The 26,541-nt window shown below is 42.3% G+C and carries 21 protein-coding genes; 9 read left to right on the top strand and 12 right to left on the bottom strand.

The features are described from left to right. Positions 1–550: 550 nt before the first annotated feature. Positions 551–1,027, bottom strand: coding sequence for a hypothetical protein (locus tag AV939_RS14950; RefSeq protein ID WP_061997834.1), 477 nt, complete (start codon positions 1,025–1,027; stop codon positions 551–553). 10 nt (positions 1,028–1,037) lie between these two features. Continuing rightward, positions 1,038–2,882: a hypothetical protein gene (locus AV939_RS14945; protein ID WP_061997833.1), complete on the bottom strand. Its 1,845-nt coding sequence runs from the start codon at positions 2,880–2,882 to the stop codon at positions 1,038–1,040. Positions 2,883–3,413: 531 nt separating this feature from the next. Here AV939_RS14945 and AV939_RS14940 point away from each other — a divergent pair. Further along, entirely contained in the window at positions 3,414–6,596 is a 3,183-nt protein-coding gene (locus AV939_RS14940) for a hypothetical protein (RefSeq protein WP_061997832.1), read from the top strand. An 86-nt stretch (positions 6,597–6,682) separates the two neighbouring features. Here the strand turns inward: AV939_RS14940 and AV939_RS14935 are convergent, their stop codons facing one another. Continuing rightward, positions 6,683–7,735, bottom strand: a complete 1,053-nt coding sequence (locus AV939_RS14935; RefSeq protein WP_061997831.1) for a Gfo/Idh/MocA family protein — start codon at positions 7,733–7,735, stop codon at positions 6,683–6,685. A 202-nt stretch (positions 7,736–7,937) separates the two neighbouring features. Here AV939_RS14935 and AV939_RS14930 point away from each other — a divergent pair, with 202 nt between their 5' ends. After that, entirely contained in the window at positions 7,938–9,275 is a 1,338-nt protein-coding gene (locus AV939_RS14930) for an MATE family efflux transporter (RefSeq protein ID WP_057790073.1), read from the top strand. 283 nt (positions 9,276–9,558) lie between these two features. Here AV939_RS14930 and AV939_RS14925 read toward each other — a convergent pair whose 3' ends face one another. From AV939_RS14925 to AV939_RS14910, 5 genes are all read right to left on the bottom strand, one after another. Next, the gene (locus AV939_RS14925; protein WP_057790075.1) at positions 9,559–9,804 is read right to left on the bottom strand and encodes a DUF4235 domain-containing protein; all 246 of its coding nucleotides are present in this window, start codon (positions 9,802–9,804) and stop codon (positions 9,559–9,561) included. Positions 9,805–9,931: 127 nt separating this feature from the next. Further along, a complete protein-coding gene (locus AV939_RS20060; protein ID WP_082604849.1) occupies positions 9,932–10,099 on the bottom strand; it encodes a DUF1328 domain-containing protein in 168 nt (55 codons plus the stop codon). Between the two features lie 403 nt (positions 10,100–10,502). Continuing rightward, positions 10,503–11,327 (bottom strand): 2,5-didehydrogluconate reductase DkgB, encoded by an 825-nt coding sequence (gene dkgB / locus AV939_RS14920; protein ID WP_057790077.1) that lies wholly within the window; start codon positions 11,325–11,327, stop codon positions 10,503–10,505. A gap of 22 nt (positions 11,328–11,349) precedes the next feature. Then, positions 11,350–12,282 (bottom strand): TIGR03571 family LLM class oxidoreductase, encoded by a 933-nt coding sequence (locus AV939_RS14915; protein WP_061998221.1) that lies wholly within the window; start codon positions 12,280–12,282, stop codon positions 11,350–11,352. A gap of 10 nt (positions 12,283–12,292) precedes the next feature. Then, positions 12,293–13,474, bottom strand: a complete 1,182-nt coding sequence (locus tag AV939_RS14910; protein ID WP_057790079.1) for an MFS transporter — start codon at positions 13,472–13,474, stop codon at positions 12,293–12,295. A gap of 336 nt (positions 13,475–13,810) precedes the next feature. On the opposite strand from AV939_RS14910, the gene AV939_RS14905 reads away from it, so the two are divergent. Continuing rightward, on the top strand, positions 13,811–14,257 hold the full coding sequence (locus tag AV939_RS14905) for a DUF3010 family protein (protein ID WP_057790081.1): 447 nt from the start codon (positions 13,811–13,813) through the stop codon (positions 14,255–14,257). Between the two features lie 150 nt (positions 14,258–14,407). Here AV939_RS14905 and AV939_RS14900 read toward each other — a convergent pair whose 3' ends face one another. Beyond that, on the bottom strand, positions 14,408–14,626 hold the full coding sequence (locus tag AV939_RS14900; protein ID WP_057790083.1) for a DUF2945 domain-containing protein: 219 nt from the start codon (positions 14,624–14,626) through the stop codon (positions 14,408–14,410). A 697-nt stretch (positions 14,627–15,323) separates the two neighbouring features. On the opposite strand from AV939_RS14900, the gene AV939_RS14895 reads away from it, so the two are divergent. The 4 genes from AV939_RS14895 to AV939_RS14880 all read left to right on the top strand — a co-directional run bounded on the left by AV939_RS14895 (position 15,324) and on the right by AV939_RS14880 (position 20,053). Further along, positions 15,324–15,959: a PEP-CTERM sorting domain-containing protein gene (locus AV939_RS14895; protein WP_057790085.1), complete on the top strand. Its 636-nt coding sequence runs from the start codon at positions 15,324–15,326 to the stop codon at positions 15,957–15,959. Between the two features lie 36 nt (positions 15,960–15,995). Next, entirely contained in the window at positions 15,996–16,340 is a 345-nt protein-coding gene (locus AV939_RS14890; protein ID WP_057790086.1) for a hypothetical protein, read from the top strand. Positions 16,341–16,475: 135 nt separating this feature from the next. Continuing rightward, positions 16,476–19,484, top strand: coding sequence for a VWA domain-containing protein (locus AV939_RS14885; RefSeq protein WP_061997830.1), 3,009 nt, complete (start codon positions 16,476–16,478; stop codon positions 19,482–19,484). A 26-nt stretch (positions 19,485–19,510) separates the two neighbouring features. Next, positions 19,511–20,053, top strand: a complete 543-nt coding sequence (locus AV939_RS14880) for a hypothetical protein (RefSeq protein WP_156454643.1) — start codon at positions 19,511–19,513, stop codon at positions 20,051–20,053. 40 nt (positions 20,054–20,093) lie between these two features. Here the strand turns inward: AV939_RS14880 and AV939_RS14875 are convergent, their stop codons facing one another. Continuing rightward, on the bottom strand, positions 20,094–22,880 hold the full coding sequence (locus tag AV939_RS14875; RefSeq protein ID WP_061997828.1) for a tetratricopeptide repeat protein: 2,787 nt from the start codon (positions 22,878–22,880) through the stop codon (positions 20,094–20,096). A 105-nt stretch (positions 22,881–22,985) separates the two neighbouring features. Further along, a complete protein-coding gene (locus tag AV939_RS14870; RefSeq protein WP_057790093.1) occupies positions 22,986–23,882 on the bottom strand; it encodes a PEP-CTERM sorting domain-containing protein in 897 nt (298 codons plus the stop codon). Positions 23,883–24,205: 323 nt separating this feature from the next. Here AV939_RS14870 and AV939_RS14865 point away from each other — a divergent pair, with 323 nt between their 5' ends. After that, entirely contained in the window at positions 24,206–24,538 is a 333-nt protein-coding gene (locus AV939_RS14865; RefSeq protein WP_057790095.1) for a hypothetical protein, read from the top strand. A 118-nt stretch (positions 24,539–24,656) separates the two neighbouring features. Here AV939_RS14865 and AV939_RS14860 read toward each other — a convergent pair whose 3' ends face one another. Further along, positions 24,657–25,901, bottom strand: coding sequence for a DEAD/DEAH box helicase (locus AV939_RS14860; RefSeq protein ID WP_061997827.1), 1,245 nt, complete (start codon positions 25,899–25,901; stop codon positions 24,657–24,659). Positions 25,902–26,209: 308 nt separating this feature from the next. Between AV939_RS14860 and AV939_RS20445 the strand changes: the two genes are divergently transcribed. Continuing rightward, positions 26,210–26,518 (top strand): DUF1272 domain-containing protein, encoded by a 309-nt coding sequence (locus AV939_RS20445; protein WP_061997826.1) that lies wholly within the window; start codon positions 26,210–26,212, stop codon positions 26,516–26,518. Positions 26,519–26,541: the final 23 nt, after the last annotated feature.

Raw genomic sequence — 26,541 nt, 5'->3', positions numbered from 1 at the left:
TGGTTACTTTCCCTTTAGCAAATCTTGCATCAGGCCCTTTTTATTTAGTTTTAATTTTTCTAAATATTCTTTTTCTATTTGTATTAGCGACTATTGTATCTCATACCTACGACAAAGCTCTTTTTGTTCATCAATATTTGGAAGCGCTATTTTTAATGGTCGAAGCTCTTCCAAATTAATGATTTTTTTGCACTCAATGGAGCCAAGTCATCCGATCGTCTTTTATTTCTTCTAATAGATATTTCAACAAATAAAGTAGTGGAAAGTTCATTATTTACTACTACACCAACTACACTGTCGGGAAATCACATTGGCATATTCAGAATACCAGTGTCAGCAATGTTGGCTGCGATAGTCACAGCATTAGTTCCTTTAGTGAATAAAGGGGGCAGAGTACTTTTCTCTTATAAGTACTATGGCTCCACATTTTGTTTCTTGCTGTGCCTAACGTCTTTGATGGTAGGTCGTCCCAATTTTTCGTTCTTTAGTGTGATACCGAGTAAAGGGGTCAAAGTAAATTCTCTCTTAGAAGGATGATGTTACGCGATTCTTACATATCATCCCGGTTAACTTTTAAAACAGATTGATAATTGTCGTTGAGGTATCGGCTAGTCGCACCCAATATTTGCCCTGTCCATCCGTCTCCTGTCACATCCCCGCTGATACCCGTATCTTTAGATCCTTCTATGATTATTTTAATGACCGTAGCATTTCCATCTTCTTTAAAATAGGCACCAGCGATTACGTTCCAATCATGAAGTGTTATACCGTGCTCACCAATAACCACCCCCTTGCTTTTATCAGCAAGGCGAAGAGAAAAGCCTGATTCACCAAGGCCTACTTTTAACGCTTCGTATATCTGCGTTGTTGTATAGCCATGAAATGTTTCAACCTGCTCATACTTTGACCATCCCGTTTTACCCTCTGGTGAATCAAAATCGACTTCATTAACAGCAGCGGGAAGCATATTTACCGAGGCACAACCGAAAAGTAGAGTTCCCGTTAGTAGCGTTGCAATTACTTTCACAATCCCCCCTTTATATATTCTTCGCTATCAAGTCAGCCTTCAATAATCCACCCTTAGTAAACAATTTCGCAGAAAACTTTGGATTCCGTCTTGCTTCGTAAGCGTCCAATATTTTCTTTAAACCTTCAGCTTCTAACAGCGAAATGTTTACTTCGGTATCCATTTCCGCGCTTTCTACAAAATCATCCGAAAAGGTGGGGGCTACTATTAGAACTTGCGCCACGCGTTTGCCAGCTTGCTCACAGCGGTTTACGTATGCCTTCACTTGCCGTGATGTAGTGGAGTATTTTGCGAAGTCACCGTTCTTACAGGTTTTGGCTTCACCAACAATTACATCAATTTCACTAAGCGAAATTAATATGTCGGCTTTGTCTTTTGAGGTATTTATAGAGCGGCGAAGATCTTCATCTACGGCCATACCGAGTTGTTCGAAAATGGCTTTTGTTACTTCTTCAAACTTAACGCCAATATCTGCTTCGGCAATTTCGACGTTCTCAGCTTTTAACGCTGCCAAATCGCGTCTTGCCAGAGCTGCGTAGTTATCTATTAACTTATCGGTGGCATCGGCAAAGCTGTTTAAAATGTTTAAGCGCAGGTTGCCGCGCTTTTTAATACCCATGCTTTCTACAACCGCTTTAACTTCGTCGTTAGTAAGCATGTAGAGAATATCGTAGGGCGTGATGCTTAGTGCCCTTAGCTTCTCTACGTCTAACTCTTCTTGCTCTTCTAGTTCAAACTCGTGTTTTAAAACTGTTGATAGAGTAGGGAAGTGGTTTTGCAATGCAGAGAAAAGTTCTTTGAAACCTGTAGCACTTAGTGCATTAAACTCAGGCTCAGTGCAGGTGTTGAGTGTATTTAGAATGATAGTGGTACGTTCTTCAAGTGTGGTACCTAACTTATCTAAATCTAAGTCCAAGTCAGAAATCAGGCTTTTGAGTCGCTCCTTTCTATCGTTAAGCGGTGTGTCTTCGGCATATAAATCAGATTGTAGTACTTGGGATACCGCAACCCCCAACTTCATAACATTTTGGATTTTCTGCTTGCGCTCTATACCCCGAATTTTCTTTCTGTGGTTTTTGAGTATATTAGAAAGTTCAGCGTCGCTAAACGTGCGTAAAACTCTAAGAAAGTGTTTGTCAGCCAGTTCTTTGCCTTGCAGTCTGTGAAGCAAGTTTACTATTTCATCTGGCACGTAAACGGTTTGAAGCTTGCGGCTCACAAAGATTAGACCAATCTCTCTTAACTCGTTTAGTGCATCTTGAACACCATTCTTAGGCGTTTGATCTATCAAGTGTTCTACACCAGCTTGATCGTCTGCTGTTACATCTAAGCTTTTTGCCAAAACGTTAAGGATACCGCGCTCATCATCCGTAATTTTCGATTCACGATTACTACGTTCATCATTTGAGTAAGCTTCTTTTAAACAAGCGTGATAAATACCAAGGCGTTTACCATCAGTGAAAGTGTCGCCTTCTTCAACGGTCTCAATTTCTGATTTTAGTTCATTCGCTCTCGTATCGATGACAGTCCACTCTTTAGCGTATAGCGACTCAACCCAATTGATTCTGGCTATGCAGTTACCATCGCGGCTGAGAATGTTTGTAAGTAGAGTTGCCTGTGCGCCCAGCATGGCTAACTGTTCACGGACGGACTTTTCGAAATAAGGAAGGACTATTTTAAACAACTGTGTAATGTCAGTGCTTGATGCGTTTTTTATTTGGCCATCTAACTTGTCTAGTTGGGCAGCAATCTGCTTATCATGCTTAACTGCATCACTACATATGCGGTCAATGGCATTAATGAACTTCGACTTTTCGACCTGGTTCACCAGTGAAAGTATGCTTGAAAGCTTCATAAATCATCCTTGATATTGGGTGCTGAAAACTTACTTTTTATTATACTTAAGTAGTAACCATACACCTCGCTGTGGAATTTTTAAACTATCAAATTACTTTCTAGTCAGAAAATCAGTATGTTAAGGACTCATTTATTATGACTTCAACATCACTTTAATAGTTTTAGTTCTGAATACCTATCTAAACTTGAGTGCCAACACCTTAGCATTACTAAATTTATTGTTTAATTTTTGACCAGTTGCAAATATAGGTAGTATACTCCAAGCCTTCGAAACAATAGTAATGACTTAATCACAAAGATGTCCGGCAAAAAGTATTTTATATTCCGTTGCTTTTAATAATGTTTGGGCAATAAATGCTCATACACACAAGGGGCATCCTTTAAATTATTCATAAAGCGTACTTAGAAAATACTGTGATGTAGTAAGTCTCTAATACATGCATGTTGCTTTCCTGAAATGCTGTCCCGAATAGGCAACTTTTATCTACCAATTAGTATACTTTTTTCATGAATGGAAAGGACTATCCGTATGAATCCCAGAGAATTTATTCTTTTTTTATTGCCTGTTTGGGCGCTGACTCACTTTTGGTTACTCCCAATCTTCAAGAACCGATGGGTAGCAGGGGATTTGCGGCAAAAAATTGCCCGTACGGGCTCTTTGATTTTCATAGAAAAAATTAGAGATTTTTCACTTATAGCTATTGTGGCTACATTAAGCGTCATTATTTTTATCTGGTTGAACAATGTACTGGCTGATGGGGATCTTATTTTAGCTGCCGGTATAATCAATAGTTTCGATGTACTTCTTAAGCCCCTCAATAGTATTAAAAAGGACTATGAAACCATTCTTATTTGCCTCGGTCTGCTAGGTGCTGCTTCATGTCTGTATATTATTAATAAACAAGCAAAGAAGAAGTTAACAAACGCTTGGATAGAAAAAGCATTAGAGATTCGGGAGAGATTGGGGCACGAGCAAACGACCTTAGACAAACTAACAAAAAACCCCGAATTAAAACCTGCGGTTGAGCGCGTCGAAGAAATACTAGGGTACCTATCTATGGTAAACCAGACCGATAGCGAGCTGGTTCTAACACAGCAGCAGGTTGATGCACTTCAAAATGAGTTAAATCAATTGCTGATGCTTCTAACTATGGAGCAAGCGAAAGAAGAAATTGATTTAAATGATGTATTTAAAAAGCCGGAAAAAGTCGAGAAACCGCAATCCAAAACAATTGCAGGTAGGATAATTAGAATTATTTCCAGCAATCAGTTCGCAAAAGATCTGGGGTTGTTGAGTCGACCACTATCCTATGTCGCTACAGGACTACTTATTTTATCACTTATTGGCTGGGCATCTGCGCCTTTAGCTAACAGCCTAACGTTGTCAGTAAACAACCTGAGAATCAATTCAGTCAGCAGTGATGTAGCAAGAGATCTTGATTTAGCTATTTCCAGAATTGATGAAAAACCAGCTGAAAACAAAAACGATACCACCGAGTCAATAAAGTATGCAAATGAGATATCTCAGATATCGCGGGTTTTAGCTCGTGAAGCAGTAAATCAGCTTATCCAAACACAAAGCCTAGGTGAAGCAAAGCGAACACAGACTACTGCGTCTGAATTTGTACGTGCTGCGATTGTCAATCAAAGTTACAGTTCTGACAACCTTGTCTCTAGTTCTCAACGCGTTAGAGCCAATGTAGCGCAACAGATTACTGAATTGGGCAGTTCAGAGAGACAAGTTTCCGATCTAGTAGAAGTTCTTGAGCATGAAATAAGTAATGATATAGGGAAGGTTCAGAGACGCAACCCCTCCTATTTTAGTGAGTTAGTTAATAAAGTTGAGGCTCGTTATGCTAATTCTGTTAATGCGATCGACGCACAGTCTAACCTTATTTCACGTGTGGTGAGTCAAGCGTTTTCGCCAATTGACGTTGACGCAGCGAACGAAATTATCAAGCAGGGCGGCAAGGTACTCAAAGATGTAGGAGAAGAGTCGGTGAAAAAATGGGCGAATAGCTATGCTAAGGCTGTAGTCACCGATGCTCTGTTTGAACAATCTCACGCCAGTGTGGTGGAAAAATTGAATAAAAATTTTCGCTTTCATACATCCGAACAGACAAAACAGCTTTTTACTAACCTTTCTTCAGCAGAAAACACCGGCTGGCAAGCCTCTCCAAAAGACGCTAGTAAACAAAGGGTTAACCAAGATCTGGCTCTTAAGATAGCTAACCGTTACAGCGATGAAACGGTAAAAGTGGCTGTTCGTCAAAGCTTGGGCGGCTATTCTCAATTATTTCCTGATGTCATTGTTGCTGCCGCGGATGCTACAGCCAGAGCATCTGGTACTCTTGCTTCATCTAGTCGGAGTCGAACTTCCACGGATGTCACATCACGTTCTACTAATTTTAAAATGGCATCAAGGAGCTTCCGTGTCCGAGGTGTTCTTTTCGGGCAGAATTTAACTGGCGACAATCTAGATATCACAGACATTCGCTGGCAAATAAAGCCAAATTCTCAGAACTCACCAACACTAGTGGCTTTGATGTTGAAGCTAGAGGGTGAGTGGTATGATGTAGGGACTTTTCCAGCAAGCATCGTTAATCAGGGGATAGGCTATGCAGCAGATCAGCGTGTTGTTGCAACAACTATAACTCCAGGGGATGATGAACTCATCAGACGAGTAACTTACCTCCACCCTGTTTTGGAAGATACGCCACTGGGTTGCAGAGTAGTTGAAGCAGATCGCTTCGTAGACGCGTTCACGGCCAACCCTGAAGAAAGTAGAGGTTCTACGCTGGAAAAAATTACTCAGAATAGAGTTGCGCTTTCACAATTTTTGGCGTTTACGGCCCTAGCTGAGAAGATAGGAGTTTTAAACCGTTACGAGCAGTGCCCGATTGAAGAGTTGAAACAGGTAATTGAGGGTACCGAATTTGGTAAGATAAGCTTGCCCTCGACGCTCGTAACGAGTCTAAAGGGCTTTATCAATGGAAAACTCACGGGAGCTCCTTCTAGTCGAAAGTTATTGGATGTATCTTTAAATTGCTTGCAGGTAAGCGAGAAAAATACAGCGGCGTGCCTGTGTAATAGCTTGAGCTCAGGATTGCCAAATAACTATTGGTACCCGGAAGATCACACCTCACAATTCCGTGAAAAACCGGCAAGTTTAAGTAAAGATATGCATTGGCTGGCAGAATCAGCAGACCGGTTTGCACATATTGATTTGTGGCTACATACCACATTTGCAGTGAGAGAAGTTTCTAATAATGGTCAAGGCGTGCCTGATGAAGCTACTGCCACGCCCTTGGACTTTGATGAAAAACAGCTATTAGAAATGAAGAAAACGATAGTGGGGAAGCACCTAAAGCCTTACTTGCGGGATTACCTCTTCAGTCCATCTATAGATAATTTTATGCAGCCGCTAGAACAGTTTATTATTATACAGCGGCTAATGCGTGCAGCATTTAATGGTCAGCTGGGCGAAAGATTCCCATTGGAAAAGCTAATTGTACTATCTCGTGAAACCCAGCGTTTTGTTCCTTATCAGCCAACTATACGGTGGGAACCCTATCAGAATAGCCATGCAGAATTAATGGGCATTCTGGAGTCTACTGACGAAACCGCGTTACAGCATTATACAGACTATAATAAGGACAGAATGCTCCGGTATAATTATCAGCGCCCAACTTGTGGTTCCGTATCGCTCTAGTTTTCATCACTGATTCAATCATACATTGAAGTGTATTTAATGAATAATGGGTCAGAGTAAATCACTTTAAAACTCTGACCCCATTCTTATAAAACGAATTCTTTTTCACCGCCTTTTGCTGCTGAACGATAGATGGCGTTAAGCAATGCAATAGAGCGGCGACTTTCGAAACCGTCAACCAATGGTGTAGTGCCATTCTCAAGTGCCTTCAACACGTCTTCGAAATTTCTTTGGTGCCAAACAAAATCAATGGCTGAAGGGTCGGCAGCTCCTGCTCCGGCTTCACTCTCATCAAGGCCATATTGCTGCCTTATTTCATTGTCATGCTCACTTTCATTAGCAAATTCCCATAGTCGGAATTTATCATCGCTCATGAATACAGAACCCTGAGAGCCTGTAATTTGTATTTCTGCGGGGTGTCCGTTTTTAGACCAGCAGGCTGTTGAGCCCTGAATTACACCCAATGCGCCACTTTCAAACTCCACCATGGCAATACCCACATCTTCTACTTCTATTCCCTTATGAGCAACTAGCCTCGTTTCTGCCCTTACTGATTTAACGTCGCCCATCACATAAAGCAATAAATCGATGGTATGGATTGATTGGTTCATCAAGGCGCCTCCGCCGTCTAGCTTCCAAGTTCCACGCCAAGCGCCGCTTTCATAATATTCTTGAGTACGCCACCATTTAATATAAGCATCGGCCATGGCAATCTTGCCAAAGCGCCCTTGGTCTAAAGCTGCTTTAAGTAGTTGGGATGATGCATTGAAACGTCGGGGGAAAATGCCCGCCAACATCACATTGTTTTCAGCGCATACGGTTATCATTTCATCCACTCGTTGAGTGGTAACTTCAAGGGGCTTTTCGCAAATAATGTGTTTACCGGCCTTTGCCGCAGCGGCTATAGGCTCTAAATGAAAACCTGAGGGCGTGCAGATAGTAATCACATCAATATCGGGAGAGTTTATAAAAGAAGTGTAATCGTCAAAAGGTGTGCAATTATGTTTTTGAGCGAACGTATTCGCTTTATCAACTGAACGTGAATAAATTCCTGTTAGCTGTGCGTTGGGTATAGCTTTAATGGCCTGAGCATGAAAATCTGCAATCATACCGGCGCCCACAATTCCAAATCGATACATTCCTTGTTCCTTTTTTCAACAGTTTGCGAAAGTATAGGGAAAACCAGTGCAGTAAACTAGCTTTGAAGTAAAAGGGTAGAGTGCATTACTCTTTAAAAGTACCCTGACTCCACTCTTAACCGCTTTCTCACAAGAAAACTTTTCCAGTGGGCTTAAAAATCGGTATGTTGTTGCGGGTATTCGTTGTAGCCGAGGAAGCGTGATGCAAGAAGTAACCAAATCTGAACCATCGTTAACGGAAGGCTCTATTATCGCCCACATGGTGCGGCTTGCTATCCCTGCATCAACGGGCATGATTTTTAATACATTGTATAACTTGACTGATATTTGGTTTGCTGGGTATTTGTCAGACAATGCCCTCGCTGGTTTATCAATTGCATCCAGCGTTTTCTTCTTACTGCTATCTATTGGCATTGGCATTCAAACTGGGGCATCGGCAATGATCGCACCGGGCGCCGGAAGAGGGGAAACCCATGAAGTGAAAGGGTGGCTAGATAATGTTAGTGGCCTTGCCATCGCCTTTAGCGCATTGTCTTGTGTGATAGGTTACTTTGCTGCACAGCCTCTTGTTGTGTTGCTTGGCGCAGAATCTCACATTGAACCCCTTGCAATGGAGTACTTATGGGTAACGCTGGCAGGGTCGGTAGGTTTCATTTTATCTTTCGGTGCTGCGGGTGCACTAATGGCGCTAGGCGATACAAAATCTAACCGAAACGCGCTCATGATTGGTTTTTTCGCGAATTTTGGGCTCAACCCATTCTTTACTTTCTTTCTCGATTTAGGGGTAAGCGGTATAGCGCTGGCCACTGTAGTAATCAAGTTTGCCACTGCGTTTTACTTGTTCCGTGTGCTGATGAAGCGATTAAACATATCGGTTATGCCAGCCTTTGATAAAGAACGCTGGCAGGCGTTACTTAAACAAGTACTGCCCGCTAGCTTTAATATGCTCACCATCATATTAGGTGGATTTATTACCGTTGCGCTTATTGGTCAATTTGGTAGTGAACATGTAGCAGGGTATACCGTTGGGCTGCGCCTAGAGCAAGTGTTGTTGCTTCCAGCTTTAGGGTTAAATAGTGCGGTAATGGCGATAGCGGGTCAAAATATGGGCGTTAACCGTTACGACCGCGTTAGTGAAACGTATCGCAAAGGGTTGTTAATCGGCTTCTTTATGGCGGTAGTGTCTATTCCCGTGATGTATTTTTTATCGCCATTGGCAATGAGCCTTTTTACCAGCGACAGTGCAATTAAAAATACAGGTGTAACCTACCTTAGAATTGATACATTAGCTTTTTACGCTTACGTGGTTTTATTTCAAAGTGTGGCTATATTGCAGGCAATGCAAAAGCCCATGTTTCCTATGTATTTAGGCATTGCTCGTCAACTGGTTGTGCCCGCTTCAATAAACTATGTACTGATTGTAGTGTGGGGCTATCCCATGGTGTCTATGTTCTACACCATTGTTACCGTCGTTATTTTAAGCGCTATTATTGCGTTTTTTTATACCAGAAGGGAGATAAACAAAGTCCAGCGTAAATAACTAAGTGGGAAATAGTTAAGCGTGAATAGTGTAATGAAAATAGTGAAGAGAAACGCAGAGTGTTATTTCTACTCGTGTATCAATAGAAAGATGAGAGCGGCAAAGAAACTGTTGGGCTTAGCCCGTATGCTTACGCCAATCTTCTCAGCCTAATATACTCAGTCTAATGTACTCAGCCCAATGTATTTAGTTTTACGTACTCAGCCAGGTTTTACGTACCCAGCCAGCGATTTGATACCTCTTATAAATGCAGATGTTCATAAGAGATATCAATTTTTAAACGTTATTTAGATTTACGTTTATCCAGCGCATATTGCACCGCCATTCTAGCAATACCGGCACCAATGCCGGACACTACTGCCCAAGTGACGGCCTCTTTAAGGTCTGTATCTTCACTTCCTTTGTCTTTTGGGGCTGGTTCATTGGTCACCTTCTCCCACGACTTTTGTAACGTTTTTCTTGCTAGAATGCCTGCGGATGCAGCGGCAAGTCCGATGCCTACGTTTGTAATTAGTTGTTTATTACTCATAACGTTCTCCATTAATTTCATTGATGAAGCAAAAAGCTAAAAAAAACAGCCATTAATCAAATGACTAATAGCTGTTTAATTCAGACTTACTACAAGCCCTAAAACCAATTTTCACATTGGTGGTTGGCTACCTTTTGCCCCTGACCATATTCATCACAATTGAAATGATCAGTAGAATGACAAAAATACCAAATATAATTTTGGCGATACCCGCTGCAGAACCAGCAATTCCACCAAATCCTAATACTGCTGCAACTAATGCAACCACTAAAAATATTAAAGCCCAACGTAACATAATGTATCCCTTCAGTTTGTGAGTTAATGTGATTAATACTTAAGTTGTAAGTTGCAAACCGTAGGCCTACTTCGAAAAGACCGTTAAGATATTTTCTAAAATGCAGACAAAATAGGGCTTGTAGCTTGGTTTTACCCAGAAAAGAGAGTGCGTTTTTTGCGCCGTAATATATGTAACGGCTAGAGAGGATGACTATTTTACCGAATAAAGCTGTAAATATTTCTCGAATAAAGGGGCAGAGTACATTTTATATTTTTCCTTAGAAAAGTACTCTGCCTCCCATTTATTTAGGTAACAGTCACCACTGCTTTTTGTTTAGCTTCTTTAGAATAACGAAGCGCGTCGTTAAGGTTTTCAAAAGCAAAAACTTGGGACCACTAAACCTTCGCTTGCATAACGCCTTCTAATCCCACTCAGGGGCAAAATCAGGAGTAGCTTGACGGTCGCCGCAGTCAAGTGCGTCAATTTTTGCAATGTCTTGTGCATCAAGTGTTAAATTAAGTGCTTTGAAATTGGTTTCTAAATTCTTACGCTTGGTAGACGATGGAATAGTCACGAGACCGTTGGCAAGCTCCCAGGCCACTACTACTTCGGCTGCGCTCACCCCATGTTTCTCTGCAATGGCAACAATGGTGTCGTCTTTTAACACTTTGCCTACGGCAAATGGCATGTAGCCGGTAACAACAATGCCATGCTTGTCACACACAGCGCGCACTTTATCATTGGTCAGATAAGGATGAACTTCAACTTGGTTAGTGGCAATAACACCTTCACCTAAAATACCTACGGCTTGTTCAACTTGAGCTACTGTAAAGTTAGAAACACCGATTTCATTGGTAAGGCCTAACTCTTTTACTTTTAGTAGTTCACCTAAGTATTCTTCCATGCTTTCACCGTTTTCTGGTGACGGCCAGTGAATAAGCAGTAGGTCTACGTAATCTAGCTGAAGTTTCGCCAAGCTTTCTTTTACACTGTCAATAAAGCTCGCTTTGTTTAGCTTATCGTTCCACACTTTGGTGGTAACGTATAAATCTTCACGTGCTACGGCACTGTCTTTAATAGCTCGGCCCACAGCTTCTTCATTGCCATAAATTTGTGCGGTATCAATGTGGCGGAAACCTACTTCTAGCGCCATCGTCACGCTGTTATACGCTTCTTCGTCTTTTAAACGAAATGTGCCTACTCCCAGAGAAGGAATTTTAGTCTGCGACTGATTTACGTTAGGCATAATGCCTCCTTGTTAATTTCCGTTACTGATGAAAATGCGGTAGCACGTGCTCAGCAATTCGCTGCATTGCGTCTTCAACCGGTAGAGTATTTCGCCTGAAGTGAAGGCCAATGTGGTTAACGCCCGCGCTTTTCATTGCCTTAAGTTCTTTGATAAGCCCGTTTACGCCAGTTTCAACCCCGAATCGGTGGCGTTTTATCGGTGCTTCGTCGTCTTCAACCAAGTTGAGGTGGATAAAGCTAACGTAAGGTTTATTGCCTGCAACTTCCCGCCATAAGGCTACGCGTTTTATATGATCGTTTGGCGTACCTGGGTAGGCGAGCCAACCGTCCATGTTTTCCCCAACCCACTGCGGGCTTTGCTGTGCAAGCCCAGCAACGTAAAGCGGCGTATCGAATAATTCAGGCAATGACTCAGGCTGCGATTTAGGAAGTACTGCCATACCATTGGTTAATTGCGCATTGCCGTGTTTTACAATGTCGAGCGACTGCCTAAATTGCTCACCCCGGGTGTTAAAGTCGACACCAAAGAGCGGATATTCAACGGGGCGGTCGCCACTTGCCACGCCAAGAATAAGCCGGTTACCACTAAGCTTCTGTACGCTCGCCGCGGCTTTCTTTACTAACCAGGGTTGGCGTAAGGGCAGTACGACGGCCGCTGTACCCAGTAAAATATTGTCAGTAATACCTGCGAGATAGCCAAGGTAAGTGAAGGTTTCAAAAACTTGTGCGGCATCGCCAAAGTTTGGGTCATATATAGGCACATCGCGCACCCAAGCTACCTTAAAACCTAATTTGTCTGCCAATTGGATACGACTGTGATGTTGAGTTAAATCAGGTACGCCAAACGGCGTACCTTTTGTAGCATCAAAATATGCCCAGTCGTTATCTAGTGGAAGCTCTACGCCTACTGAAAAGTTGTGCGCTGCTAGTTTATCAAACGTGTTGGTAGTCATAATGGCGCCCTTACGCATTTATCGTAGCGGAAGCATCACGTTTATCTAAGTAACCGCTGTACCTTGTTACCACTAACGCAGACACAGAAATAGCAGCGCCTATCCAAGCTGTGTCAGACAGTTGCATGCCCTCAACAATGGCACCGCCAACAATTGAACCTAACGCAATACCAATGTTGAATGCTGCAATGTTTAGCCCTGAAGCAACATCTACCGCATTTGGTGTGAATTTTTCAGCAAGCTGCACAACATATACTTGAAGACCAGGTACGTTTCCAAATGCAAACGCCCCCCACACTAGAATAGTAATTACTGCCGCAATTTTGTGACCCATGGTGAAGGTTAGGGCGAATAAAATAATGGCCAGTGCGCTGAAGATAATAGTGAGCGCGCGAATAGGGCCTTTTTTATCAGCTAATTTACCGCCATATATGTTTCCAACGGCAACCGAGACACCGTAAACCAGCATAATCAAGCTGATCGCAGAAGGAGCAAAACCTGATTCTTGTTGCAAAATAGGCGCAAGGTAAGTAAACGCGGTAAAGGTGCCGCCGTAACCTAGAATGGTCATTAGGTATACCAATACTAAACGGGGCTGAACCAACACTTTCATTTGTTCGCTTAACGTAGCAGGTTTACTCTGTTTTAAGTTGTTTGGCACAAGTAACGCACTGCCAATAAGCGCAATGGTGCCTAGGGCAGATACCACTAAGAATGTGGCTCTCCATCCAAAGCTTTGTCCAATCCATGTGCCAAGCGGTACACCTGTTACCAAGGCAACGGTAAGGCCGGTAAACATAATGGCAATGGCACTGGCTTCTTTCTCTTTAGCAACCAAGCTGGTGGCGATAGTAGAGCCAATTGAAAAGAACACACCATGGGCAAGGCCGGTTAAGATACGCGCCACTATTAGGCTTTCGTAACTAGGTGCCTGCCAGGCCAGAATATTACCGGCAACAAACAAAGCCATAAGACTTAGCAGTACATGTTTTCTGTTCCATTTACCGGTTAATGCGGTTAATACAGGGGCGCCAACAGCCACGCCAACAGCATAAAGGCTGACGAGTAATCCCGCGCTGGGTAGGGTTACGCCAAGATCTGACGCTATCGTGGGCACTAATCCCACAATTACAAATTCGGTAGTACCAATAGCAAACGCACTTAACGTTAACGCAAATAATGCAATAGGCATTGTTAATCCTCACAAAAGTGGCTCAAAAGAGCTGTTATTTAAGTGCACACAGTGTGACGATAAATTTGTTTGTGAAAAACAGCGTTAATAACAAAACACTTTTGTGATTTTTGAAAATATAAATAATGGGGTCAGTGTACTTTATTGATATAAAGGCATGCTGATCCTATTTCCTGCTATTTCCTGCTATTTCCTGCTATTTCTCGCTGTTTCTTGCTATTTTTCGACACTATTTCTGGGAAAAACAAATATTGAGTAGCCAAAGAAAATTGAGTGTGGGTAAATATCATCAGTGAAACACGTTATAATGATTTATAAATGTGAATAGGAATTGATATGAAAGTCTGTGGTGTAGATTTAAAAGGTAATGAAGCAAATGTATGTCTGTTGTCGCTGATAGATGGTTTGTTTCATGTGCCCGACTGCCGTACGCGTCGGTTAACGTTAGCCGATAGTAGTGCTAAAGGTTTAAAAAGTTTTCAAAGTACTTTCGCTAAACTTGTTGCCGACTACAAAATTGATGCTGTAATAATCCGTCAGCGTCAAAGCAAAGGTAAATTTGCTGGCAGCGCTATTGGCTTTAAATTAGAAGCGGCTATTGAATTAATTGAAGGGTTAGATGTTGTTGTATATAGCCCAACTGATATTAAAGAATCTTTACGCCGAAACCCAATTGCAGTGCCTTTTGCAGAAACAGGTTTAAAGCAGTTTCAAGAGCCTGCCTTTACTTCCGCTTATGCATGGTTAATGCAGAATCATTACGCTTCGCAAACAGACGAGTAAATTAAGGGGGCAGGGTACTTAATCTTTTAATACTCTTGCCCAATTTCACTGTATAAATATTTGCCTAGCAAATGCTTCGGTATGCTCACTACATCGCTATGAGAGAAAAAGAAAGGGTTATCATACTAAGCACGATAATCTAAAAATAAGTTAGGACGTTTTATTGAGTTCACTGTGCGATTTTAGTACTTCAGTACCATCGTCCTGTTCGATAAGATAAGCAGGGTCTTTTTCGCTGGCATCTCGTTTCACAGATGAGCCTTTAATTGTGCGCTCCACATCGGTGGTATACTTCTTTCGAATATTGCCTGTGGCGCTACCTTTTCCCCATTCCCACTCTACTTCTGTGTTAATAGCATAATGTTTCATTTTAAATCCTTGTGTAAATGATAGCGAAGGTTTGCGCGCTAGATTAGGTTTACTAGAACGAAACCACGATACTAAAAATTAATATACGCACAAGGTTTTAAACGGTGATTATTGGGTTAAGTTCACTAACCGGCAATAGGGGGAGGGAAGTAAGTAAACGGGGCTCTTATTACTTCACGATAGGCAAGACCGAAGAGGATAGCTTTGGATCACCAATGTAAAGAACTGCGACATTAGACTAACGTCGCCTTAGCATCTAAATGCTAATAAACCTATTAAAAGCAGAGTGTTAGTTAGTTTTTTTGCAATTGGCCTATGTACGTAAAAAAGGCTGACAATTATCCTCGAATATATCTGGTAAAGCGCTAATTCAGAGCGCCAATTATGTTGCCCATTCATTAAAAATTATTTTAACTCAAAAGTTAAATCTCATTAACATGGCTAGAAATTCTATTTAATTTCAATCGTATAAACCCCTTTGTGAAAACCTAATTCTACAAATTAACTATGTTGCCTGCACAAATAATCACCGATTTGGCCTGCGTAATGCATAGTCATTCGCGGATTGCGCACATATAAATCAAGCCATTGAATGGATTTAGCAACGGAATGCTACTGTAGTTTGGTTAAACCTCCGCCTGCTCTCTCAATCGCCCTAACGCGCAACTCGGAATAACTAGTTAAAAAAGGAATAACTATGTCTATCTCAAAAAGCATGTCTAAGCTCCGTCTAACAATACTTTCTTTTGTATTGCTAATAGGTTTCAGTACAACTGCTAATGCCGCCATCATTACACTAACGCCCAGCTCTTCAATCTTGAATGTTGGCGACAATGTAACCATCGATTTTGTTATTAGTGATTTAGCATCTGGCGGTGCACCAAGCCTATCGGCCTACTTTGTTGATGCATTGTTTAATAATGCATTGTTTAACTTCGTCAGTGTTTTTAACTACAGTACGGATTTGGGTTTTTCATTAAACAGCCCTGCAGAGTTTATACCTCCTTTAGTGTCACCGGGAATTGTGAGCGTATTAGATTCAACATTTGAAACGCCCACATTTTTAGATATCAACCAGCCAGCAAGCTTCACAATGTTCTCTATTACATTTCAAGCGATAAACATGGGTACTGGGGGGTTCACTATCGACACCTTATCATCTAGTTTCTCGAACTCAGATAATACAGGATTGATTGATATTACCGCATTAAACACCACTAGCGTCAGCGTCACTAACGGACCGACCCCCGTTTCTGAGCCTGCTACAGGAGCATTACTACTCACTTTGGTTGCTGGACTTTTCGCAACCAATCGCCGTCGCCGTGTGTCATAAGGCATACGCGACTTTTTTTCATGAAGGAATATGATCATGAAACATTTCGTGACTAAAACCGTTGCTGGAGTGTTGTTGTCCGGCGTTACTATAGCTGCCTCTGCCGACTCTATTGGCCTTAGCTTCGATGTGATTGCTAAGTCTAGTAGCCAAGTGGAATTCAACTTACTTGCCGAGAATATCGGTACCCAACCCATCTATAACGTCATCATTGAACCTAGCTTTGATGAAATCCCACAACTTAATTACGGTGACTTATCAGCCGGTTCTCAGGAAGGTAGATACGTCAATCTTCAGTGGGCTGCAGACGAACCACCCACGCTAAGTTGGAAGATAACTTATGTCGATGCTAACGGCAATACCGTCGTAGAGCATCAATAAATAGCGTTTAATAGGCACTGTTCTCGCAGTCTACTTTGTCTTAGCCGTTCTAAAAGTGCGAGCAACCCACACACAGTATGGAATCGTGTGATTTGGGGGCTGTTGTGCCGACAAAAGAGAAATAAGGATATCACCATGAATGTATTTAAACGGTGTTGCCAATCGCTGCTTATCGCGATCGCCATATGCGCGGCAACATTTGCTAACGCCAAAACCGACCTCGTGTTTATTGTTGATGGCTCCGGCAGTATTAACAGTAGTGACTGGAATATTCAGAGACAAGGTATTGTTGCTGCAATCCAAGATACTCTTGTTGTACCACGTGACGGAAGTGTTTCAATCGCTGTCGTCCAGTTTGCTAGCTCGACGCGGTTAGAGTTCCCATATCGTCTCATTGACTCAGAAGCGGACGCGCAAGCTGCAATTTCTGCCGTTCAGTCAATGAGTCAGTTTAGTGGGTCAACAGGGCCTGGTAACGGAATAAACACCGCAACAAGTCATCTTATCTCAATGGGCGCCTTGGAGGATGATTTCCAAAGCTACTGTCTATCTACCGATGGTAATCGCAATACAGGCGCTACTGTTCCAAGCGCAATAAGCAATGCGCAAAGCGCTAATTTTAGTCTCGACCGTTTCAGTGTGATCGCTATAGAAGATCCACCTTTCTTTGATGAGAGTGACGCGATTAACAACTATGAACCGCATGTATTCGGCGGGGGAGCAGTGTTCGTCGTTACGAGCTTTACCGAGTTTGCAGGTTTCGTTGGCTCACTTTGTATGGGTGAACCGTTGAAACTTGTGGGTATGGAAGTTACACAAGTTGTTCAAGATTTGGATAACAAAGTGATGCTGATTGAGGAAAAGAAAACCTTAGTCAGAACCTACATTGAACCCAAAGACGGTACTGACCCTGTAAAAGCAACCGCGCGCTTGAAAGGCACCCGTGGTGGAGTAGATCTTCCAGGTTCGCCATTAACAGCCAGCAACTCTGGTGGCTCAATTGTGGCTAAACCTGATGCGTTATCTCGTCGCGACATCTTAAGCGACAGCCTGAATTTTCAACTGCCTGACTCTTGGCTCTCTGGTACTGTAGAACTGGAGCTTGAGGCGGTTGGTGGCACTCTTGAATGTATGGAGAGTGCAGGCCCAACTGCAAATGATTGTATGTCTACGGTTACCTTCAACCAAGGCTCTGAGCTTGAAGTGAAATTCGTTAAAGTGAAATATGAAAAATCGGGTTCCACAATCCAGCCAAGTAATGCCGACTTAAACGAGTTAGAACAACGTTTACTCGCCACTTTCCCAACATCTAAAATTGACCGCACTACCGGTACCTTAGATATGGGCGCCAGTGGCGATCCGAAAGTAGATGATGTGCTTAGCCGTCTTGAGTCCATGCGCTTCTTAGACTTTTGCTGGGATCTGTACGGATGTGAACGTCTTTATTACGGTGCAGTTGATCAAACCGGTAGTCTTCTAACAGCGAGCGGTGGTGGCACTGGTGGCAAAGCTAACGGTATTCCTGGCTCAGTTTCCGCGGGGGTGATTCGAGATGGAAATAGCTACGGCCGTAACCGTCACGGACACGAAATTGCTCATACCATGGGGCGCCACCATGCTTCAAACGCGGCATTAGTTGGTACACAAGTTTTTGGAACCCAAACCTATGAAAAAGGAGCTTGTGGTTCATTTGCGGAAGCAAGTGCGCCCAATTTCCCGAATATCTTCAATGTATCGGGAGCACAGCGCGCAACTATTGGTCCAATGAGCTCAGGCGATAACAAGTTGGTTTATGGCTGGGATAGCCAACGTAATTCAGTCGTCGACCCAAATAAAACTTTTGCGATGATGAGCTATTGTAGTGGTTTCCGCTGGCCTTCAGATTTCAGTTACGAAGGTATCCGCTCTTACATTAACACGAACTTTTCAACGGCAAGCCTTATTGCGCCATCTCCAATTGCTGTGAAAAGCTTTTCAACAAAAGTGGCGAGTTTCACTCAGTGGAAGTTGATTCGGGGTATTATCGATTTGGATAACTATTCGATTCAGTTCTTACCTGCGCTACCATTTGAGCTACCAGCAGGGGTGATCCCACCTAACCAAGACGGAACGGACTACATCCTCGAAGTTAAAGATTCATCGGGTAACATTATAGATTCAGTGCTATTTACACCGGCGATGCTGGAAGGCGACGGTGAAACTGGTGGAGGCTCAGGTCAGCCCGACGATGGCACAGCTCTCATGTTAGTGCCAATCATGAGTTCTTTAGATATTTCTACGATCACTGTCAGACGTGCAACCAATAATGATGTTGTTGGAACACAAACGGCAAGTGAGAATGCCCCTGTGGTGGAAGTTACCTTCCCAAATGGTGGAGAAATATTAAACCCACCTGACGTGGATATTGTTTGGACTAGCAGTGATGATGACCCTTCTGACGTGCTCACACACACTGTGCAGTTCAGCCCAGATTCGGGCACAACGTGGGAAACATTGGTGACAGACTTTTCAGGAAATACGCTCAACGTATCTCTTTTTGACCTGGGTCAGACAACACAGGGGCTGGTACGCGTAATTGCTTCTGATGGTTTTCTGTCTGATACTGATGAGTCTGATGGTATCTTTACTACGCCAAATACAACGCCGTCTTGCCAGATAACCTCTCCTGTAAATGGTGCGTCGTTTGTAGGTGTGCAGCCTATCAATCTAAGCGTATTTACTCACGATACCGAAGAGGGTACAGTGAGTAATATTCAATGGAGCAGTAACTTAGATGGCAATCTGGGTAACGGAGAAACCATTCAAACTGAGTTGGGGACTGGAATAAATGCGTCTGGTATTCGTCGTCTTCGCGAAGGTACACATATCATCACTATGAACTGTACTGATGGCGGTGGCTTGTCTGCACAAGATACAATTTCCATTTCCGTAAGCCTGATCCAGCAACAAATTAAAGGTGATGCGGATAACGATGGTGATGTAGACCGCAATGACATCCTGTTGCTAAGACAAGATCTCGGTAAGCCGACTGATGGCAGTAGTTGTGGTGCGAAATGTGACATGAACGATGACGGTGTTATCAATGCACTTGACTTACGCTTCTGTACTCTCGCTTGTACTCGTTCAGCCTGTGCAGTCAATTAGTAAGGTGCGGCTAAGGTGGTAACGCGTTGGCCGACATGTTAATGAAGTTGAAGGGCGGTTTTCTCATTGGTATCTTTGTCATCTTCTCATGTAGTGAAGAGACAAATATACACCCAGAGCAAGCCGCTCTTTCTGCCCCCCCCTCTAAACTTTCAGGCAAAGTTGAGTATGTCAGCGATGTCTCTTCCATGGCTAATCAGTTTTATTCTAACGCGGATATATTGGTTATTAACGAACCAAAAACACTGACTACATTTTGGGGCGATTATGGAAAAAACCAGAACTCGTCGTTCGATATAGCCAAAATACAACAGCTTGAGTCTTCCGTTCAGTTAGCGCAGCAGGGGTGGATAATGACATCTCTCGATTCTCGAGGAGTCTTCAACACGGCTACTCCCGAAGGCCCCTTCGTTGTTTGTTTAGCGAACATTTCAACAAAAACCAAACAGGGCTATTGGATGATTGAAGGATGTACTGATCAAATTCCTCTCCCTCAACGTCAAGAAACACTAATCGTTACCTTTGGCGAATCTGGTGTGGGCTATTACTGGGAAAAACAAGCAGACTGAAGCAATATGCTGGTAATAAAGGATGTAAAGCATATATGCGTTAAAGAGAGTTAAATAAAGCTCTGGCTTCTTCTTTTTCTGCAAAAGGTAAATCTGACGCAAGTGCATTGGCAAGTTCTACTTTAGCCTGCTGATGCTTTCCTTGTTTAAACAAAACGAAACCTAAGTGGTACATAATATTAGGGTCGACGGCATCGAAAGAATAGGCCTTTCTTAAATTAGGCAGCGCTTCGGTGTAATTTCCCTGACGTGCCAAAACCCAACCATATGTATCTAAAATTTGTGGTGTATTTGGTGAAAGTGATAACGCCTCTTCTGCGTATTTTAGTGCCCTTGGTAAATCGTCTTTCGTTTCTATATAAGCAAGGTTATTTAAGACGGTGGCTTTGTCAAAAAGTGCTTCTATCTTTGATAAAAATTCATATAGCGTCTTTGCATTATCATGTTCACCTTGGATTAAATAGAAATCTGCTAATAGTCTTTTATGGAAATAGGCGTTGGGATATTTCTCAACGTAAGGAAGCATAAGTTCTTCAAAGGCTATAAACATAATCTCACTGCTCGCACTTTGAAATAGTGAGGCTGCGTGTATAGATGTATGAGGGTCAAGTTCAAACGCGTGGGAAAATGCGCTGAACGCCTTTTGTTTATCGTTTGTCGCATTATAAAAATTGCCGGCTAATAGATAAACTTCAGGACTGTTAGGTGCCTTGGCCTGAATAGCGTCAATTGTTTTTTCCAAACCATCAAGCTGATTAGCCATTAAGTTAAGTTTAGCTTCTTCTAATGCTATTGTTACGCTGTCTGGTGCAATAGTTTTAGCGTCGGTTAGCGAGGTACGTGCGCCAGTTAGATCATTTGCGTTAATCTGTAATTTACTAAGCTTAACCAAAAGCCTAGGGTTGTCGCTCCAAAGGCCATATAAAATATTCAGCGCTAACCTGGCTTTTTCATATTGTCCCATTTTTGTTAAAAGCGAAGCTTTTGCAACCAATGCAGTTTGATCTAGTCTGTTTTGCTTCAGCAGTTCACCCACTTCTATCAGTGCGTTTTCATGCTGTTCAGAATTAATGTAGATTTCTAACAGTAAGCCTGAAATTGGAGTACTTTGCGGTATATCCCTTTTGGCGGCAATTAAGAGTGACAATGCGGCCTCGATATTATTAGATTTTGCCAACGCTTCGCCTAAGAGTAGAGTATGTGCAAGGTTGGGGTTGCGTTGGAATAGCTGTTCAGCAATGACTAGCGCCTCGTCAACTTCATTCAGCTTGAGCAAAACTTCCGTATGTAAAATTAAAGCTCCCGGTGCGTTGGGATTGTGTTTTACAATCTCTTGCGTGATGGCTTTCGCCGCTTCTAAATTACCCCAACTATCCTGAACTTTTGCTTCAAGTAATTTAAGCCGATTCATATCTTCGGTCGTAGGATAAAGGTCTTTAATGTCATCCAAAGCCGCTTGATATGAGGACGTCTGCATTTTTAATTGGATGCCCAACAGCTTTAGTTTCTCGTCTTGTGCTTCGCTAAAGGTTTCGTTAAATACCGATAAGGCATCGTCAAAACGGCTGCGCTCTATTAACGAGTTCATACGTACATAACTGAACGTTGCTTGTGGCCCATGAATGAATTCTGCTTGTTCAATAAGCCTGTCACATTTAAAACTGCGATTGTTTTCAATAAATAAATTACACAAGGTCACCGTCAGAGGTATATTGCGAGTAACCAAGGTTTGCCGTCTATCTAATAGCGTGAGGGCATCTTTCGGCGTATCTAGCTTAATATATGTATCAGTTAGCAAGGCTAGCGCTTTTACACTGTCTTCATTATTAGCAAGGTAAGTAGAAAATGCCTTCACGGCGCTTTCATAATCTTCATTTAAGTACGACGCAAATGCATTGATAAATTGCAGCTCTTGGCTGCTTTGCATAATATCTTCAGGCAATAAAGTTAGTGCCGCTAAAAGTTCATCGAATACTTGCTTGGCTATTTCGGTTTGATTATTTTTAGCGCGAAGCTGCCCTAAAAGCAATTTAACGTAAGGGTCTCCAGGGGTTTGATCTACTATTGTTTGTACAATTTTTAATGCGTCATCATTATTGTCGATAGCCATGTAGGCACTTGCCAACGAGCGCATAATAATAGGGTTTTCCGCAGATAAAGAGTGGGCGCGTTCCAAGAAACTCACCGCTTCTTGTGTATTACCTTGTCGATAAGCTAACTGGCCACGTAAATGAAGTGTTTGAGGGTTTTCTCCATATTTGCTCGATGCCTTTTGGATATAAGATTTGGCTCTCTCGAAATCATTTAGGTTGAGATAGTGCGACGCATAAGTTTGTAGAACGCGTAAGCTATTGGGCTGTAGTTCATTCGCTTGGTTTAAATACTGAATAGCCTCTTTAGGTTTTGGCGATTGATGCTGCGCGCTGCTTTTAATAAGAAGTACTTCAAATGCAATATCCTGCTTCAAACTAGCAGTATCAATACTCAAAATACGTGAGTAACTTTTTAATACAAGTAACGCTCGCGCAATTGTCACAGCGGTAAGGTTTTTATCTGCTCCTAGTTGCTCTGCATCATGTAACTCTTGTAGCGCAGCATCAAAAAAGCCTTTTTTGTAAAGGATCTTCCCCATCAATATCTTCGAGGGCACATGACTTGGATTGGCTGCAAGAGCATTCTTCAAGTGAATATATGCGCTTTCCGTATCATTTTGTGACATAGACTCTAAAGCAGACTCAAAATACTGCTCTTCAACCTCAATGGCATTGCTCGATATAGAAAACAGTAGAAACATTAAGGTGATTATGACAATACGATTGTAATACATGGAGCAACCATTTGGCCTAAAGGGGGATTTCAGTTTACGAAAAAAGGTAAAGTGGATAAACAAAAACGACGCTTTACAGCGCCGTTGTGTTTAATTCATAGCAAGCTACTTCGACTTTCTACGTCGTAGTAAAATAACACCAGCACTTAAAAATAGCGCGATACCTGCTGGTTCAGGAACTTCTGTGGCTTTTACAATAAGGTTATTGATGGCACCTGAGCCTGGAAGGTTAACAACCAGTTTAGTCACATTAGTGTACAGCGACGCCAATTCCGTAGAAACGAAATCTTTCCTTGCGTATTCATTGTTACCCGGCGCTAGCACTTGGGTGCTACCTGACGTGCCGTCTGCGTAGAAAAAGTAGATAAGGTTTTGAGGAGATGTTGTATCTGTACGCTCAACGCCTTCAACGTCGAAAAAGTCTAAATTAAGGATATCTACTGGGCCATCGGTAAAATCGAATACAAAGAATCCACCAGGACGTGTTCCTTCGTCGTCAGGGTTTGTACAGCTTGTTGCATTGCACGGTTGCTCATTTAAAATTAACGCATTGCCTGGGCGAGACCATAAACCGCCCCCGGTGCCCGCTTGAGCTTTAATATCAGCATAGTAGCTTTTGTAATCTGTAAGCTGATCGTATTCATCGCCCGAAATACTGCCTACCCAGCTGCCGTTAATCTTATCAAACTCAAGGTCAGGGTCTTGTGTGTTGTTAGCTTGCGTATTGAAAGCTGCTTGTCTATTGCTATAGTCAGGGTTTGCAGCATTAGGGTCGTCATTACATACGCCTGTAACTCTGTCTGTACCAGCAGCGGCGACGCCGTTTGTATTACAGCTTGAGATTAATATGCCCCAATCAGCGTATTCATCATCGATAACCTGTCCATTTTGAATTCTATTTAAATTTGCATCCAAATCGAAATCGACAACTCTGACCGTAGCCAGCACATTTGCTGACGATACACATAAAACTACACATAACAACTGCTTCAACGACAACATTTAAGCCATACTCTATTATATTTTAATTTAATCTTAAGCATGAAGTGCGCCATTGTTTAAAATATTGATTTATAGTGTTTTTATTTGGATTTTAAAATTAATTGTAAAGAAGTTTGACAGAACGCATTACGCCTACTTATACCTTAGTTGTAGGAAGCCGGTTTGAAATTAAAAGAAAAGGGTTTTCTCACAGTCTTTACTTTATAAGGTCAGAAGCCATTTCGCGGACTCAATACTTACAAAATTAACATTGACTCTATTCCATACTGGAAAAATGAACAAAATTTGCTGATAATCAAATCTTTAAACTATTCAAAGATATAATGGAAACTCGACTCCCTCTGTACAAAAAGTTGTTGGTGATGTGCCGTATTGAACCTGGCTGTCTTGGGCCTCAAGGAACAGACTACGTTGAGGAATTTTGCGTTTTCGCCAAACAAAAACTGAAAGACAACCGCGGTCATTGTTTACGTTGGGTTGTGAAACCTCGTTACGACAAATCACTTCCCGAGCTAGAGTTCCAGATGAAAAACATTACGGTATCGCGAGAGAATGCTGACAAGTATATGAACAGCTTCGATATTGATATTGATGTTTTCGAAGAAGAGTTGGAAGAAACCCTTGCCGATTTGGTTGATGTTTTTTTTGAGCGCTGAAATAAAGGGGTCTAAATAAAGGGGTCAGAGTACATTACTTAGACCCCATTTTTTCTTAGGCTATCTAAAGTGCTCTACCTGTTAAATGTACTCTGACCCCATTTTTTACTTTTTCTAACTAGCGGCGCTTTCTCCGTCCTTTCGATCTGCCTTTACCCTTAGGCTTATCGTCAGCTTCAAAATTCCCGTATAAGTCTTCTTCTACCTTAGCTGCAGGTGGCTTCGGTTTTGGTTTTGGCGCAAAACCGGAAATAAAGGTCTTTTTAAACTGTCTGCCAAGAAGGCGTTCTATTGATCTTAACTGTTTGGCTTCGTCGTCGCTGTATAGCGAAATAGCCAAGCCCTCCGACGACGCTCTGCCTGTACGACCAATTCTATGAATATAGTCTTCAGCTACATAGGGCAGGTCGACATTAATAACACAGGGCAATTGCTGAATATCGATACCTCTAGCGGCAAGGTCTGTTCCAATCAGAACCTTAAGGCTGCCATCTCTAAAACCATTTAACGCCAATGTGCGCGCTTGCTGCGTTCTATTTGCATGAATAGACTCTGCCGGAATGCCTTTCGCTTCAAGCTCGTTCCTTAAGCTATCTGCACCGCGTTTGGTGCGCGTAAATACCAATATTTGAGACCAGTCATTATTTTCAAGAAGATGTATAAGAAGTTCGTTTTTTCGCTCCTTGTCTACCGGATGCAATATTTGCGTGATCTTTTCGATGTGATCATTGGCCTTGGCTAACTCAATAGTCACAGGGGTATTTAGCATCGTGGTGGCGAGTGTTTTAATTTCTTTTGAAAACGTGGCTGAAAAGAGTAGCGTTTGACGTTGCTTAGGCAGTAGCTTTTGTATGTGATGAATATGGTCAATAAAGCCTAAGTCCAACATGCGGTCGGCTTCATCTAGCACCAATATTTCAAGATGGTCGAAGTTAATATCACCTTGTTCATATAAATCTAACAAGCGCCCTGGTGTTGCAATAAGAATATCGACACCTTGCGCTAACGCATATTTTTGAGGCTCAATTCGCACGCCACCAAATACAGCCGTTGAGCGAATGTTTAGATTTTGGCTATATTGTTCAACGTTTTGAGCAACCTGCGCGGCAAGCTCGCGAGTAGGGGCAATAATAAGCGCCCTTATACCCTTGGTTTCTAGGCGCGGCTTGTCTACCAATAGCTGCAAAATGGGTAATGAAAAACTCGCGGTTTTCCCCGTTCCTGTTTGTGCAATCGCGATAAGGTCTTGCTTACTCAATATTGCTGGAATGGCTTCCTGCTGAATTGGGGAGGCCGAGGTATAGCCCTTTTCAGCAACGGTGTTTAAAAGTTCAGTACATAAGCCTAAATCGCTAAATGACATAAGAGGGAACCCTACAACGCTTTAAAATTGGCGCCATGATACTTGAATATAGGGGGCATAGTACACTGGCTAGCCAAAAGTACGTTATCTCCCAAAAAGTTCTTACTCTACTTAAAATTACTCAGGTTTCATTTCTGCGCTGCTTCTACTTGAAGACTATTTTTTTGAATTCTGTTTCTGTATTCCTGTTTCTAACTTATCATTTCTTAGTTATGTCCTTTTTGACCCGCTAAGATTAAGTTTTTGCCCTACCATCCATGTACAAACAGGCATAATATCTTTATCAACAATCATCTAGGCATACCAGTATGTTGATACTTAAACCTAATTGCGAATGTTGTAATGCTTCATTACCTGCAAACTCATTAAAGGCTTACATTTGCACTTACGAATGTACATTTTGTGAAGATTGTTTAAGGGGAATATTGCAAGGGGTTTGCCCTAACTGCGGCGGTGACTTGCAAAGAAGGCCTATACGCCCTGAAAAAGCCTATCGGCCAGGGCTGGGTTTACAGCATCACAGTGCAAGTACCGAAAGGGTATTAGGGCAACGTAGCGACCAAGAGATCACTACATTTGTAGACAAAATTAAACATATTCCGGCGCATCAGCGCTAATCAATTAATGGCAGCGAAAAGGG

The organism is Alteromonas sp. Mac1, from assembly GCF_001562125.1.
Taxonomy (GTDB): domain Bacteria; phylum Pseudomonadota; class Gammaproteobacteria; order Enterobacterales; family Alteromonadaceae; genus Alteromonas; species Alteromonas stellipolaris.
The sequence above is the reverse complement of the archived record's forward strand: the minus strand, read 5'-3'. Positions and strand labels throughout refer to the sequence as shown.

What these genes read in the sequence shown, in the direction of transcription:
- AV939_RS14945 (WP_061997833.1), bottom strand. Translation starts at nt 2,882, where the DNA reads ATGAAGCTTTCAAGCATACTTTCACTGGTGAACCAGGTCGAAAAGTCG.
- AV939_RS14940 (WP_061997832.1), top strand. Translation starts at nt 3,414, where the DNA reads ATGAATCCCAGAGAATTTATTCTTTTTTTATTGCCTGTTTGGGCGCTG.
- AV939_RS14935 (WP_061997831.1), bottom strand. Translation starts at nt 7,735, where the DNA reads ATGTATCGATTTGGAATTGTGGGCGCCGGTATGATTGCAGATTTTCAT.
- AV939_RS14930 (WP_057790073.1), top strand. Translation starts at nt 7,938, where the DNA reads ATGCAAGAAGTAACCAAATCTGAACCATCGTTAACGGAAGGCTCTATT.
- AV939_RS14925 (WP_057790075.1), bottom strand. Translation starts at nt 9,804, where the DNA reads ATGAGTAATAAACAACTAATTACAAACGTAGGCATCGGACTTGCCGCT.
- AV939_RS20060 (WP_082604849.1), bottom strand. Translation starts at nt 10,099, where the DNA reads ATGTTACGTTGGGCTTTAATATTTTTAGTGGTTGCATTAGTTGCAGCA.
- dkgB (WP_057790077.1), bottom strand. Translation starts at nt 11,327, where the DNA reads ATGCCTAACGTAAATCAGTCGCAGACTAAAATTCCTTCTCTGGGAGTA.
- AV939_RS14915 (WP_061998221.1), bottom strand. Translation starts at nt 12,282, where the DNA reads ATGACTACCAACACGTTTGATAAACTAGCAGCGCACAACTTTTCAGTA.
- AV939_RS14910 (WP_057790079.1), bottom strand. Translation starts at nt 13,474, where the DNA reads ATGCCTATTGCATTATTTGCGTTAACGTTAAGTGCGTTTGCTATTGGT.
- AV939_RS14905 (WP_057790081.1), top strand. Translation starts at nt 13,811, where the DNA reads ATGAAAGTCTGTGGTGTAGATTTAAAAGGTAATGAAGCAAATGTATGT.
- AV939_RS14900 (WP_057790083.1), bottom strand. Translation starts at nt 14,626, where the DNA reads ATGAAACATTATGCTATTAACACAGAAGTAGAGTGGGAATGGGGAAAA.
- AV939_RS14895 (WP_057790085.1), top strand. Translation starts at nt 15,324, where the DNA reads ATGTCTATCTCAAAAAGCATGTCTAAGCTCCGTCTAACAATACTTTCT.
- AV939_RS14890 (WP_057790086.1), top strand. Translation starts at nt 15,996, where the DNA reads ATGAAACATTTCGTGACTAAAACCGTTGCTGGAGTGTTGTTGTCCGGC.
- AV939_RS14885 (WP_061997830.1), top strand. Translation starts at nt 16,476, where the DNA reads ATGAATGTATTTAAACGGTGTTGCCAATCGCTGCTTATCGCGATCGCC.
- AV939_RS14875 (WP_061997828.1), bottom strand. Translation starts at nt 22,880, where the DNA reads ATGTATTACAATCGTATTGTCATAATCACCTTAATGTTTCTACTGTTT.
- AV939_RS14870 (WP_057790093.1), bottom strand. Translation starts at nt 23,882, where the DNA reads ATGTTGTCGTTGAAGCAGTTGTTATGTGTAGTTTTATGTGTATCGTCA.
- AV939_RS14865 (WP_057790095.1), top strand. Translation starts at nt 24,206, where the DNA reads ATGGAAACTCGACTCCCTCTGTACAAAAAGTTGTTGGTGATGTGCCGT.
- AV939_RS14860 (WP_061997827.1), bottom strand. Translation starts at nt 25,901, where the DNA reads ATGTCATTTAGCGATTTAGGCTTATGTACTGAACTTTTAAACACCGTT.
- AV939_RS20445 (WP_061997826.1), top strand. Translation starts at nt 26,210, where the DNA reads ATGTTGATACTTAAACCTAATTGCGAATGTTGTAATGCTTCATTACCT.